8 protein-coding genes and 1 pseudogene are annotated in these 14,045 nt (G+C 73.4%); 7 read left to right on the plus strand and 2 right to left on the minus strand.

What is annotated here, in order from left to right; genetic code table 11:
• Positions 1-12 precede the first annotated feature (12 nt).
• Complete coding sequence (locus ET495_RS18215; RefSeq protein WP_211340840.1) at positions 13-1,341, minus strand: dimethylarginine dimethylaminohydrolase family protein; 1,329 nt, start codon at positions 1,339-1,341, stop codon at positions 13-15.
• Between the two features lie 115 nt (positions 1,342-1,456).
• On the opposite strand from ET495_RS18215, the gene ET495_RS12590 reads away from it, so the two are divergent.
• The 4 genes from ET495_RS12590 to ET495_RS18860 all read left to right on the plus strand — a co-directional run bounded on the left by ET495_RS12590 (position 1,457) and on the right by ET495_RS18860 (position 4,955).
• Positions 1,457-1,966, plus strand: a complete 510-nt coding sequence (locus ET495_RS12590) for an Lrp/AsnC family transcriptional regulator (RefSeq protein ID WP_129205089.1) — start codon at positions 1,457-1,459, stop codon at positions 1,964-1,966.
• A 60-nt stretch (positions 1,967-2,026) separates the two neighbouring features.
• Complete coding sequence (locus tag ET495_RS12595; RefSeq protein WP_129205090.1) at positions 2,027-2,518, plus strand: MarR family winged helix-turn-helix transcriptional regulator; 492 nt, start codon at positions 2,027-2,029, stop codon at positions 2,516-2,518.
• Entirely contained in the window at positions 2,515-3,981 is a 1,467-nt protein-coding gene (locus ET495_RS12600) for an MFS transporter (protein ID WP_211340841.1), read from the plus strand. The genes ET495_RS12595 and ET495_RS12600 overlap by 4 nt, the downstream gene beginning before the upstream one ends.
• 179 nt (positions 3,982-4,160) lie before the next feature.
• Positions 4,161-4,955 carry an isochorismatase family protein gene (locus ET495_RS18860; protein ID WP_245993063.1) on the plus strand — a complete coding sequence of 265 codons (795 nt, stop codon included), beginning with the start codon at positions 4,161-4,163 and terminating at the stop codon, positions 4,953-4,955.
• Positions 4,956-5,049: 94 nt separating this feature from the next.
• Here the strand turns inward: ET495_RS18860 and ET495_RS12610 are convergent.
• Positions 5,050-5,481: pseudogene (locus ET495_RS12610) on the minus strand (NAD(P)H-binding protein); the annotation flags it as partial.
• Positions 5,482-5,770: 289 nt separating this feature from the next.
• Here ET495_RS12610 and ET495_RS12615 point away from each other — a divergent pair.
• The 3 genes from ET495_RS12615 (at position 5,771) to ET495_RS12625 (ending at position 13,922) form a co-directional block, all read left to right on the plus strand.
• Positions 5,771-6,088, plus strand: coding sequence for a DUF5808 domain-containing protein (locus ET495_RS12615; protein ID WP_129205091.1), 318 nt, complete (start codon positions 5,771-5,773; stop codon positions 6,086-6,088).
• 321 nt (positions 6,089-6,409) lie between these two features.
• Entirely contained in the window at positions 6,410-7,201 is a 792-nt protein-coding gene (locus ET495_RS12620; protein ID WP_129206026.1) for a Cof-type HAD-IIB family hydrolase, read from the plus strand.
• A 262-nt stretch (positions 7,202-7,463) separates the two neighbouring features.
• On the plus strand, positions 7,464-13,922 hold the full coding sequence (locus tag ET495_RS12625) for a DUF11 domain-containing protein (RefSeq protein WP_162616472.1): 6,459 nt from the start codon (positions 7,464-7,466) through the stop codon (positions 13,920-13,922).
• The last annotated feature ends 123 nt before the right edge of the window (positions 13,923-14,045 follow it).

Below are 14,045 nucleotides of genomic sequence, written 5' to 3' on the forward strand. Positions count from 1 at the left end.
CGGGCACCGTCCTCACGGATGGTCGGGCAGGGCAGGGTCGGACGTTCTCGGGACAGGCGCGCTCGGCGCGGGCTGGGTCAGCGCGAACTGGGTCGACGCGGACCGGGTCGGGCCGGGCCTGCCGTCAGACGGGCGGATCACCAGAGTGCAGCACTTGACGCCTCCGCCGCCCTTGGCGAGCTCGTCGATCTCGATGCCGACCGGCTCGAATCCGCGCTCGCGCAGCCGGGCGTGCATGCCGGTCGCACGGGCGTCGAGGTAGACGTGCAGTCCGTCGGACACGGCGTTGAGGCCGAGCACGGCCGCATCGCCGGGGTCGGCGACGATCGCGTCGGGGAACAGGTCGCGCAACATCTCACGTGACTCCGGCGAGAACGCCTCAGGCAGGTAGGCGACCAGCGGTCCGGGCGCGGCGCCGTCGCCACCGCCGGGCACAGCACCGCCGGGCACAGCACCGCCGGGCGCGGCGCCGTCGCCACCGCCGGGCACAGCACCGCCGGGCACAGCACCGCCGGGCGCGGCGCCGTCGCCACCGCCGGGCACAGCGCCGCCGGGCACAGCGCCGTCGGGCATAGCGCCGCCGGGCACAGCGCCGCCGGGCACAGCGCCGCCGGCAGGGACAAGGAGGTCGGCGGGGACGACACCGCCAGCAGGAACAGCGGCGGGGACGTCGAGCACGGCGAGCGCCGTGTCGAGGTGGTAGTAGCGCGGGTCGACGAGGTCGAGCGAGACCACTCGGATGCCGTCACGGGCGAGGCCGAGCCGCGCGTCAAGCTCACGGTGCGCCGCGCGCGAGGTGCGAAAGCCCGTGCCTGCGAGCAGGTAGCGCCCGGCGAGCAGGAGGTCGCCCTCGCCCTCGTTGACCTCCGCGGCCTGCCCGAGACAGACGCCGCCGGGCCCCAGCAGGCCGGCACGCGCGGCCGCCGCGAACCACCGCCCGTACGCGGGCCCCTCGGCCCGCCGTTCGCGATGCAGGAACCGGGGTGCGAGCGCGACGCCGTTCACGACGACGCCGCCGTTGGCCGCGTAGACCATGTCCGGCAGTCCGGGCTCGGGCTCGATGAGGTGCACCGTGTGCCCGTGCTCCAGGTACGTCTCACGCAGGCGCTCCCACTGCGCGACGGCACGGGTCGTGTCGACGGGGACCGAGACGTCCATCCATGGGTTGATCTGGTAGACGACATCGAAGTACTCGGGCCTGCACATGAGGAACGTGCGCGGCGACGCGACCCGCTCTGCACCGCGCCGGCGCTCGCGGCCGGGCGCAGTGTCGGCCAGGGGGCCGACCACGCTGCCAGCGGTGGCGCCCGCAGTGGTGGCGCGCGCAGTGGTGGCGGTCATGGTTCGAATGTACGGGCCGCATCTTGCGCAACGAACCTCTGTTCGTTGCGCGATCCATGGTTCTTTCTTGCGTGATCGGGCCCTGCGTTGAATGATCCGCTCGTATCCTTGCCCCGTGGACGATCTCAACCGCCAGATCATCGGTCACCTGCTGCGCGACGGCCGTGCGACGTTCCAGGAGATCGGGTCCGCCATCGGGCTGTCGGCACCCGCCGTCAAACGCCGGGTCGACCTCATGCGGTCGCGCGGCGAGATCTCGGGGTTCACCGCCGTCGTCGACCCGCATGCGCTGGGCTGGGCGATCGAGGCGTACGTCGAGATCTTCTGCCGAGGCAACGTCTCGCCCGCCGAGCTGCAGCGCGATCTGGGCGGCATCCCCGAGATCGTCGAGGTCGCGACGGTCACGGGCGACGCCGACGCGATCGTGCACGTCATGGCCGCGTCGATGGCGGGCATCGAGGGATCGGTCGAGCGGATCCGGTCGAGCGGCCGGGTCGAGCGGACGCGCACCTCCGTGGTGATGTCGCGCGTGATCGACCGGCCGGGCATCGCTTCACCGGGCATCGCGTCACCGGGCATCGCATCCACAGGCATCGCATCACCGGAGCACGCCTCGCCGCGCTGAGGCTCGCGCGAGGCCCCCGGGACTCGACAGGCAGGCTGAACAGTTCTACTGTTCATCTTGATGCCTGACACAACTATCCTCCGTGGTGCGGAGCCAGTCCCCGACGCCACGGAGCCGCATCCGCCCACGCCTCTCGACGCCGCCGTCGTCGCGCGCGACCTTCGTGTCGCCTTCGCGCGGCTTCGCCGTCGACTGCGAGCCGTCGCGCTGACCGACGCCCTGAGCCCGTCTCAGGCCGCCGTCGTCACCCGCCTCGGCAAGGGTGAAGCGGCCTCTGCGAGCGCCCTCGCAGCACTCGAGAACGTGCGACCGCAGTCCATGGCGGCCACCGTCGGTGCACTCGAGGACCGCGGGCTCGTCGCTCGCGAGGCCGACCCCGACGACGGCCGCCGCCAACTCCTTCGCCTGACTCCCGCAGGCCGCGAGGCGTTCGACGGCGACGTCGCCGCCCGCGCGGAGTGGCTCACCGACGCGCTGCGCACACGACTCGACGCCGCCGAGCTGCGCACCCTCGCCCACGCCGTGGCACTGGTCGAACGGATCACGGCATGAGCCGCGGCATGACGACCACGCAGGCGGCCGACGTGACCGTCACCCCGCCGCGCACCGCACCCCAGCCCGTCGAGCCCTTCCCCCGGCGGCTCGTGGTGCCCATGGTGCTGGGCTCGGTGCTCAACCCGCTCAACACGTCGCTGCTGGCGGTCGCACTCATCCCGATCGGGGTCGCGTTCGGCGCGCCCCCGTCCGACACGGCATGGCTCGTCAGCGCGCTCTACCTCGCGTGCGCCGTCGGGCAACCGGTCACGGGCCGGCTCGTGGACACCTACGGGCCACGGCGGCTGTACCTCGTCGGCGCCGTCCTGGTGGGGCTGGGAGGACTGCTCGGCGCGGTCGCCCCGCACCTGGGCGTCCTCGTCGCGGCGCGGGTGCTGATCGGTCTCGGCACCTGCGCCGGCTACCCCGCGTCGATGGCGCTCATCAAGCGCGAGTCGGCACGCACCGGCCGTTCGTCGCCCGCCTCCCTGCTGGCGGCGCTGTCGTTCGCCAACCAGGTGATCGCCGTCGTCGGGCCGACGCTCGGCGGGTTCCTCGTCAGCGGCGCCGGGTGGCGTGCGGTGTTCACCGTCAACCTGCCGTTCGCCGTCGCGTGCCTCGTGCTCGGGCTGGTCTCCCTGCCGCGCGAGCCCCGGCCGGTGCCCGGCACCCCCCGCGAGCGGCGCCGCATCGACCTTGCGGGCATCGGGCTGTTCTCGGCGGCGCTCGTCTCGCTCATGCTCTTCCTCATGGCACCCGCGACCGGGCGGCTGTGGCTGCTCGGGGCGACGGTGGCGGCCGGGGTCGGCTTCACGCTGCGCGAGCTTCGCGCGCACGATCCGTTCCTCGACGTGCGCGTGCTCGGCCAGAACCGGCCGCTGCTGGTCACGTATGCGCGGCAGCTGCTGACCGGCGTCGTCATGTACAGCGTGGTGTACGGACTGCCGCTCTGGCTCGAACACGGGCGCGGGCTCACGCCGTCACAGACGGGGCTGGTACTGCTGCCCATGTTCGCCACCGCGATGGTCGGCACCGTCGTCACCCGCAGGCAGCGCGGCGTCCTGGGACGCCTGCTGCTGGGGTCGGCGCTGCAGGTCGCGGCCTGCGTCGCGCTGCTCGCGGTCCACAGCGGCACGCCCGTCGTCGTGCTGCTGGTGATCATGGCGGCGTTCGGGCTGCCGCAGGCCCTCAACGGCCTCGCCAACCAGAACGCGCTGTACGACCAGGCCACGCCCGAGCAGATCGGTGCCGCCTCGGGGCTCTTCCGCACGTTCATGTACCTGGGCGCGCTCACCTCGTCGGCGGCGACCGCGGCGGCGTTCCGGACGGCCGCCGACACACCCGGCCTGCACGCGCTCGCGCTCTTCGCGGCGGCGTGCGCGGCGCTGCTGCTGGCCACCGTCGTCGCGGAGATCGCGCTCCGCCCCCGGATCGGCCGCCCACCGGCCCCGTCGGCGGTTCCTGGCCCGCACGCGCGGTGATCACCTCCTGACAGCGCAGCACGTCAGCGGGCGTGTCGAGTCTCAGCCGGTAGGTGCGCTGGCCAGGATTCGACACGTCGGAAGAAGCACACCGGAAGAAGCACACCGGAAGAAGCACACCGGAAAAGCACGTCGGAAAGACCGGCGGAAACACCGTCGCAAGACAGAGGAGAGCTACCGTGCCCGTCACGACCCTGGACCCCCGAACGGCGCTCGTCGTCGTCGACCTACAGGCCGGCATCGTCGGATCGCCGACCGAGCCCTTCGCGGCCAGCGACGTCGTCGCACGCTCGGCGCAGCTCGCCGACGCGTTCCGCGCGCACGGCCTGCCCGTGGTGCTCGTGCACGTGACCGCGCGGGCCGACGGCGCCGACGCCGTCCACGGCCGCAGCGACGCCACCGCGGCCGGCGCACCCCAGCCCGCCCGCACCGCGGGCTGGGACGTCATCGTCGACGCGCTCGGCGGCCCCACCGGCAAGGACGGAGACATCGTCGTCACCAAGCGCAACTGGGGCGCCTTCTACGGCACCGACCTCGACGTGCAGCTCCGGCGCCGCGGCATCACCCAGGTGGTCATCACCGGCATCGCGACGTCGATCGGCGTCGAGTCGACCGCCCGGCAGGCTCACGAGCACGGCTATCACGTCACGATCGCGACCGACGCCGTCACGGACCGGACCGCGATCGACCACGAGCACGCCGTCACGCGCATCTTCCCCGGCTGGCCGAGACGGGGACGACCGAGGAGATCCTGGGCCTGCTCGGGTCCTGACCGGCCGCTCGCCCGGCCCGCGGGGCGCACGGGCAAGCGGCCGGCACCGGCTGCACCCGTGCGTCAGTACGCGACCCCGATCTGCTCGCGGTGGTGCCGCGCCTGCTCGATCTCGTCCACCACCGCGAGCGCGAAGTCGGCGCCCGAGATGTGCGAGCCGCCGTCGGCGTCAGCCAGGGCGACCTCGCCGCCCACGCGGTAGTGCCCCGCGCCTCGCCGGGGTTGTGGCCACCGAACGTCGCCGCAGGGCTCACGAAGACCCAGTCGAACGCGTCGTCCGTGCCGTGCAGCACCGGCAGGAGGGCCGCGACCTCGCGCGCCTCGGCCACGTACTCGGCGGGCACCCGGTCGGTCTCCGCGACCCTCGGGCCACCCTCCGTCAACCGCAGCGAGCTCCACCCGCCGACGACGAGGAATCGCGCCCCGGAGGCCCGCGCAAGCTCGATGACGTGCCCGTACGCCGCAGCGAGCCGGCCGGCCATGTCGCCGCGCGGCGACAGCGCACCGACGACGACGTCGGCTCCCGTGACCGCGTCGGCGGCTGCCTCACGTATCGGCCTCCCGGACGCGCCCTCGGCGAGCGCGTCGCCCTGCACGTACGTCACTCCGGCAGCAGGCTCGGCGGGCGCCGACCTGCTCAGCACCGTGACGTCGTGCCCCCGGCGGGCGGCCTCGGCGACGATGGCGGCGCCGGCGTACCCGGTGCCTCCGATGACGGTGACCTTCATGTCTGACCTCGTTCCCGTGAGTGGTGTTCTGGTCGTTCACGTGGATGTAGTCATCGCAACCCCTGGTCCGGCCGGTCTCTTCCCAGACGCCGCTGGTTGTGACGGTGCCGGTGCTTGTGACGGTGCCGGTGCTTATGACGGTGCCGGTGCTTGTGAAGGTGCTTGTGAAGGTTCCAGCGGGTCGGACGCCGCATCGTGCTCCGTGCGCCCACCGGCGCGCCCAGCGGGCGCGCACAGCGGCGGCAGGGCGAGGATGAGGAAAAGGCCAGTGCGAGCCCTGGAGGACACCATGCCCGGCAAGCCGGTGAAGGCACGGCGCTGCGGTCAGCGCAGCAGCCTGAAGAATCTCGTCACCCTGGCGACGGTCGCTCTGGCAGCGGCCGCCGTCGTCAAGGAGCTGCGGACGCCCGCGGACCAGCGGACGTGGAACGGCAAGGTCGCAGCGGTGGTGCCCTACGACTTCCGGGTGCCCACGGTCGAGCGAGCCAAGGAGCGCCTGTGGAACCCCGAGGCGGCGAGCTTCGTGGGCCCGAGGGTGTTCGGCGTCGGGTGGACGGTCAATGTCGGCAAGGTCGTCGCCACCGTCCGCGAGCGCCTGGGCGCGTGAACCCACGCGCGGCGGCGAGCGCCCTCGACGTGCGGCGGAAGGCCGGTCCGCCCAGTCCCCCGGTCCATGGGGGCCGGCTGGGGGACCGGTGGGAGGATCGGGTACGTGAGCGCCTCCCCGGTCCCCCGCCCCGCAGACGCCGACGGCACCAGTGCGGAGAACGTCGGCACAGGACACGTCGGCACAGGACACGCCGGCACAGGACACGCCGGCACAGGACACGCCGGGACTGGTCCGCCCGGTCTCGACTTCACCGGTCCCCACCCCACCGGTGGCGACCCTGCCGGTGGCGACCCCGACGTGCGGCTCGTCGTCGCCGACATGGACGGCACGCTGCTCGACGTCGACGGCACCGTCCCCGCGGGCTTCTGGCCGCTGCTGGAGCGCATGCGCGAGCGGGGCATCGTGTTCGCGCCGGCGAGCGGCCGGCAGTACGCGACGCTCGCGCGCACGTTCGCCGGGCACCTCGACGGCATGCCGGTCATCGCGGAGAACGGCACGTTCGTGGTGCGCGACGGCGCGGAGGTCAGCTCGGTGACGCTTGCCCCGCACGTCGCGACGAGCGTCGTGCGCGCGGTGCGGCAGGTCGCCGACACCGGTCGGGACGTCGGCGTCGTCGTGTGCGGCAAGCGATCGGCGTACGTGGACCGGGTCGATGCCGCGTTCTGGGACCAGGCGGGCCGGTACTACGCGGCGCTCGACGCGGTCGCCGACCTGGAGCCCGTCGCCGACCTGGAGTCGGTCGACGACGAGATCCTCAAGGTGGCGGTGTTCGACTTCGACGGCGTCGAGGCCGCCGTGGCCCCGGCGCTCGCGCCGATCGCGGCGACCGAGCAGGTCGTCGTCTCGGGCCACCACTGGGTGGACGTGATGTGCGCGGGCGTCTCCAAGGGCGGGGCGGTCGAGAGGCTCCAGGGCGACCTCGGCGTCACACGCGAGCAGACCGTCGCTTTCGGTGACTACCTCAACGACCTGGAGATGCTGGACGCGGCGGCGTGGTCGTTCGCGATGGCGGACGCCCACCCGCAGGTGCTGGCTCGTGCGCGGTACGTGGCGCCGTCGGCGGCGGAGCACGGCGTGGTGCGGGTGCTGGAGCGCCTGCTCGCGCGCTGAGCCCATCGCGCGGGGCCAGCGTGCGGGGCCAGCGTGCGGGGCCAGCGTGCGGGGCCAGCGTGCGGGGCCAGCGTGCGAGACCACCGCGCGAGGCCAGCGTGCGAGACCACCGCGCGAGGCCAGCGTGCGAGACCACCGCGCGAGGCCAGGGTGCGAGCCCATCGCGGAGGTCTGATATGGCTGACACGACCGATATGTCAGCCTTCGGGGTGCCTGTCGGATGAGCCTCCCCTAGCCTCGAAGCGAGGGGTTGGTCATGGGGATGACATTGCGACGCGCTCTCGCGGCGGTCTGCACCGTCGCTCTGGTCGTCGTGGCCTTCTCGCTTCCCGTGGGTCCCGCAGACGCCGCCCAGACCGTACCGTTCGCGCCCAAGTTCACGGCGAACGCGAACGGCGCCATCCTCACCATCGGCAACAACCTGCTGACCTGTGCGGCGTCGGCGCCGGGCTGCGCCACCGCACGGGCGGGCGCCGTCGCCGACAACAACCACTTCACGATGGTGAATCTGGACGCCGACGACGTCGCCGCCACGGCCCGCTCGTCGTCGTCCTCGCTGGACCTGCCCGAGGGCGCCTCGGTGCTGTGGGCGGGCCTGTACTGGGGTGCGCGGCTGGAGGCGGGCACCGGGGGGCAGGGTGCCAGCGAGGCCGCGGCGAACCAGATGTCGTTGCGCGCACCGGGCGACGCCGCCTACCGCACGGTGGCGGCGTCGACGGCGCCACACGACCAGTTCGGCCCCAACGGTTCGAGCCGCGACGCCTACCAGAGGTTCGCCGACGTGACCTCGATCGTGCAGGCGGCCGGCAACGGCGAGTACTGGGGCGCGGACGTCGCGGCGGCGACGGGTCAGGACCGCTACGCGGGCTGGGCCCTGACCGTCGTCTACACGGCCCCCGGGATGCCGCTGCGCAACCTGTCGGTGTTCGACGGCTTCGACGTCATCGCGCGCGGGCACCCGCAGACCATCGCGGTGTCCGGGTTCCAGGCACCGCAGGCGGGTGCCGTGGACGCCCAGCTCTCGATGGTCGCCTACGAGGGCGACCTGTCACAGACCGGTGACGTCGCGCGGCTCAACACCACGCAGCTCGGCACCGCCGTCTCGCTCGGGTCGAACTTCTTCGACTCCATCAACTCGCGCGACTCCGCGTCGGTGACCACGCGCACCCCCGCCGACCGCAACATGCTCGGGTTCGACATCAAGAACCTCGGCGCGTCGGGCGCGATCCCCAACGGGGCCACGAGCGCCCGGTTCACGTTCTCCAGCAACGGCGACACGTACTACCCGGGTGTCCTGGGCCTGGCGATCAACCTGTACGCACCGGACTTCACGGCGTCGTCCAAGACGGTCGTCAACCTGGACGGCAACAGCACGGCCCGTCCAGGCGACACGCTCCAGTACACGCTCAGGTACATCAACACCGGCCAGGACCCGGCGGTGGGCGTCGTCTCCGAGGACCCGCTGCCGCCGGGCACCACGTTCGTGCCCGGGTCGCTGGCCCTGGTCGACCCGGTCACGGGGGCGACGACTGCGCTGACCGACGCCGCGGGCGACGACCGTGGTGAGGTTGCGGGCCGCACGGTGCGCGTCCGGCTCGGCGGCGGCGCGGACGCCGCCACCGGCGGCACCATGGCGTGCACGGGTGCGGGCTGCGCCACCGACGGCACGTCCCGCGCCGCGTACACGTTCCAGGTCACGCTCGACGACGCCGCGGGCGGCACCACGGTCACCAACGTCGCCGACCTCGCCTACCGCACGGCGACGACCGGCATCGCGGCGTCCTACACGGCCAACCCGGCGAGCGTCGACGTCATCACGCGGGCCGACGTGTCGGTCACCAAGGAGCTCAGCCCTGACCCGGCCGCCGTCGGCGCCCTGATCGACGGCACCCTGACCGTGCGTAACGACGGGCCCAACACCGCGCGGAACGTCGTCGTGCGCGACCCCGTCCCCGACGGCTGGACGACCGCCTCGATCGACGCCCCGGACGGGGTGACCTGCACCGACGGCGCGGAGATCGTCTGCGCGCTGGGCGACGTGCCGGTCGGGGCCTCCGTCGTCGTGCACGTGCACGGCTCCGTGACACCGGGCTCCCGGCAGACCTCGCTGACCAACGTCGCGTACGTGACCACCGAGTCCGACGACCCCGACCCGACCGACAACGTGTCGAGCGACACGATCGCCCTGGCCCGGACGGCCGACCTGGCGATCACCAAGACGGCGAGCCCGGCCTCGGCACCCGCCGGCTCAGCCGTCGACTACACGCTGACGGTGCGCAACGACGGCGCCTCCGACGCGCAGGACGTCGTCGTGACCGACACGGTGGACGACGCGGGCCTGCTCGCGCTGACCTCCGTCACGGGCACCACGGGCGGTGCGACGTGCGCCGCGCCCCGGGCCGGCAGCCTGCGCTGCACGGTCGCGACGCTCGCCCCGGGCGCGACCGCGACCGTCACCGTGCAGGGCGTGCTGGACTCCGCCCTGCCCGCAGGCACCACGGTCGGCAACGCCGCCACCGTCACCGCGGGCACGGCCGACCCTGACCCGAGCAACAACCGCGTGACGGCCCAGGTGACGACGACGGCCCCGACGGCCGACGTGCGGGTCACGAAGACCGGACCGCCGACCGTCGTCGCAGGTCAGACCGTCCAGTGGACGGTCACGGCCACGAACTTCGGGCCCTCCGACGCCACCGGCGTCACCCTGGCCGACGACGCCCCGCCCGGCGTCACCGTCACCGGCGCGACGACGTCACGCGGCACCTGCACCACTGGGCCGTCTGGGCCGCCAGGGCCCCCAGGGCCGGCGGGCACGACCGTGACCTGTGACGTGGGCACCCTGGTCGCCGCCGGAGCCGCCGACGGCGGCCCCCAGCCGGGTGCCGCCGTGACGGTCACCGTCACGGGCACCGTCGCACCCGACGCGACCGGCCCGCTCGTCAATGCGGCCACCGTCACCACGACGAGCACCGACCCCGTCCCGGGCAACGACACCGCGACGGCCAGCACCGCCGTCACGACGGCGTTCGACCTCACCGTGGAGAAGAGCGCCAACCGCACCTCGCTGCCGGCGGCCACCCCGACCGACGTCGACTACGTCGTCACCGTCCGCAACCACGGGCCGTCCGCGGCGCACGACATCACGGTGCGCGACCTGCTGCCGCTCGCGCTGACCTACGGCTCGTGGGCGACCGACGCCGGCACGTGCGACGCCACGCACGCCGGGACCCCGCAGTCCGGGGACCCTGACCACGGCCTGCTCACCTGCACGCTCCCCGGCCCGCTCCAGCCCGGTGCCGCCGCCGAGATCAGGGTGCACACGGTCGCCGAGACAGCCCTGGAGGGTGGGCCGCCCGTCGTCGAGACGGTGACGGTCGCCGCTCCCGGCGAGGAGCCCACCAGCAACAACACCGCTTCGTGGACGCTTGCCGGAGCACCGTACAACGACCTGCAGCTCACCAAGGACGCCCCCGAGACGGTGACCGCGGGCGGGACCGGCCGCTACACGCTCACGGTCTGGAACCACGTCCCCAACCCTGGCGAGGAGCAGACGGTCGCACTCGCGCCCACGCTGACCGACACCCTGCCCCCGGGCGTGACGTTCGCCGGCGCGAGCATCGCCGGAACCGCGCTCTCCTGCGCGACGTCGGGCGACCCGGCCACCGGGCAGGACGTGAGCTGCGCGATGCCCGCCAACCTCGCGCCCGACGAGCACGTCGCCGTCCGGCTCGACGTCGCCTTCGCCGCCGACCTCGCCCCCGGCACGGCCCTCGTCAACACCGCCACCGTGGTCAACCAGCCCGGCAACCCGGACCCGGCACCCGAGAACAACACCTCCCACGGCACGTCCACCGTCGTCACCCTCGCCGACCCGAGCGTCACGGGACTGGCCGTCACCCCGCGCGACCCCGCCCGCACCGGTGCGGGCACCACCTGGGACCTGACGTTCACCGTCGCGAACGGCGGGCCGTCCGTCGCGCGCGACGTGACGTTCCGCGTCGCCGTCGACCCCGACGTCCTGGCCAGCGCGTCGTCCCTGCCCGACGCCCTGCCCGACGACTGCGTGCTCTCCAACGGAGAGCTGGTCTGCCTCCTCGACGGCGCCGACCTGGCCCCCGGCGCCTCCCAGGACTTCACGTTCACGTTCTCGCTCGCCGGGTACGTCGCCGCGGGCCTCTACGACGGCACCGTCCACGTCGCGAGCTCGACACCCGACGCGGACGCGACCAACAACGACGCCACCACGACGTTCCAGGTGACCGGGCCGCGCACCAGCGTGAACGTCACCAAGACGACCGTCGACGCGATCAGCACCGCGGACGGGCACGACGCGTTCGTGGCAGGCAGCGCCTTCACCTACCAGATCACGGTCACGGTGCCGCGCGACGCCGGCGTGGCCGACGCGCAGGACGTCCGCCTCGAGGACCAGCTGCCGCCGGGGTTCCTCGCCACCCTCGTGAGCACCACGCGCGGCGTCTGCACGCTCGGCGGCATCGCGCGCGTGACCTGCCGGCTCGGCACGCTCGCCGCCCCGCCAGGGTCGTCCGAACCGGCCGTCGTCACGGTTCACGGGTTCGTCGACGTCAGCACCGAGGGCGAGCAGTTCGTCAACACGGCCACGGTCACCTCGTCCACCCCGGGCCAGGACGGCACCCCGACGTCGGTGCAGGCCACCGCCGCCGCCGACGTCGTCGAGCAGGCCGACCTGCACCTGTACAAGACCGCCGACGCAGCGCCGGGCGATGACGGCATGCCCGTGTTCTACGCGGGCGGCACCGTCGGCTACACGCTCACCGCCGTCAACGCGGGACCCTCCGACGTCGAGCACGCCGCGATCGACGACACGCTCCCGCCCGGGCTCACGCTCGACCCCACCGCCTCGGGCGACCCGTCGAGCACGAGCGCGGCATGCACCGTCACGGGTGGAACGCCCGCCACGGGACAGCAGGTGCACTGCACGGTGGGGGCCCTCGGCGTCGGCGAGTCGGCGTCGCTGCGCATCGTCGCGACGACGGCGCCCGACGACGGTGAGCCCAGTGATGTGCCCGGTGGCGACCCCTACGGGCGTGTCGTCACCAACACCGCCACCGTGACCTCGCAGGCGACCGACCCCGACCCGGACAACGACAGCGCGAGCACCGACGCCCGGATCGAACGGCTCGCCGACCCCGCGCTCACGTCCGCCGTGAGCACCACGACACCCGCCGCGGGCGGCCAGATCACCTACACCGCCTTCACGATCAACAACGGCCCGTCCTCGGCCTGGGACGTCACCGGCACGACCACGTTCCCGCCGGGCTTCGTCCCGGTGAGCATCGACGTGCCGTTCAACACCTGCACGTGGAACCAGCCGCCACCGGCCGACCCGGCGAGCGTCCCGTGGGAGCCCTTCTCCTACGTGCTGGACTGCGTGCCGATCGACCCGTCGTCGCCGTTCCCGCCCGGCCAGACCACGACGTCCGTCGTCGTCATGCACATCCCCGGCGACACGCCGTCCGGCACCTACGCCGGACAGTCCGTGGTGCGCACCACCACCCCCGAGGCGACGACCGACAACAACGACACCGCACAGGCCGTCGTCGTGTCCCACGTGTCCGACACGCAGATCATCAAGACGCTCGTCGACCCCTCCCCGATGCTCGCCGGCAGACCCGTGACCTGGCGGCTGACCGTCACCAACGCCGGGCCGTCGACCGCCGACGACGTCACGATCTCGGACACCGTGCCCGACGGGATGCGCTACGTCTCCGCGCAGATCGAAGGCGGCGCGGCCTGCCCGCCACCCGAGAGCCACGACACCGGCGTCGGCGACACCGACACCGTCCTGCGCTGCCCCGTCGGCACGCTCGCCGTCGGGCAGCAGGCATCAGCGCTGGTCACCTTCGAGATCGACGCCGACCGGGCCGGGCAGGACCTGTGCAACGCCGCGCTCGTCGGCTCCGGGTCGCTCGACCCGTACGCCACCGACAACCAGGACGAGGCCTGCGGCACGGCCGAACCACCGCCGTCGGCCGACGTCGCCCTCACGCTCACACCACCCGACCAGACACTCCGCAGCGGCGACCACGCCACGCTGACGATGACCGTGCGCAACAACGGGCCCGGCCACGCGACCGGCGTCACCGCGACCCTCGACCTCCCCGACGGCTTCACCGCCGCCTCCGGCGTCGCCGTCTCGTGGCCCGACGGGCGGCCGCGACCGCCTGCCGGGGCGGCGGCACCCGGCACGGGCGGCACGGGCGGCACGCTGACCTTCGACATCGGCGACCTCGCACCCGGCGAGCAGGTCGAATACCGGATCGACGGCACGATCGGCGGGACGCCCGGCGCTGCGGACACCGCGGTCACCGTGATCACCATCGCGGGCACGACCGCGCACCGTGAACCCGACCCCGTGCCGTCCAACGACTCCGACGACGCGGTGGTGCGCATCGCGAACCAGACCACGGCACCGCCCACGCCGATGGTCCTGGAACCGCCGCCCGGCAGCGGGCTGTCTCAAGGTCTCGGGCTGCCGCAAGGTCCCGCACCGGCGCTCAGGCCGATGCCGGCCGCAGGGCCCCCGCGGGCCGCGAGGCTGCCGCGCACCGGAGCAGCGGTCCTGGGCCTGACGACCGTCGCGCTGGCACTCGCGGGAGCGGGCACCGCACTGCTCGCCGGCCGCCGTCGCGACACCGAACGAGGACGCCCGGGGGCCACGCACGCCGCCGCGCACCGCTGAAGCGACACCGCTGAAGCGACCTTGCTGGACCGACCTTGCTGAACCGACACTGCTGGACCGACCTTGCTGGACCGACACTGCTGGACCGACCATGCTGAACCGACACTGCTGGAGCGACATCAC

The sequence above is a fragment of the Xylanimonas allomyrinae genome (assembly GCF_004135345.1).
Taxonomy (GTDB): domain Bacteria; phylum Actinomycetota; class Actinomycetes; order Actinomycetales; family Cellulomonadaceae; genus Xylanimonas; species Xylanimonas allomyrinae.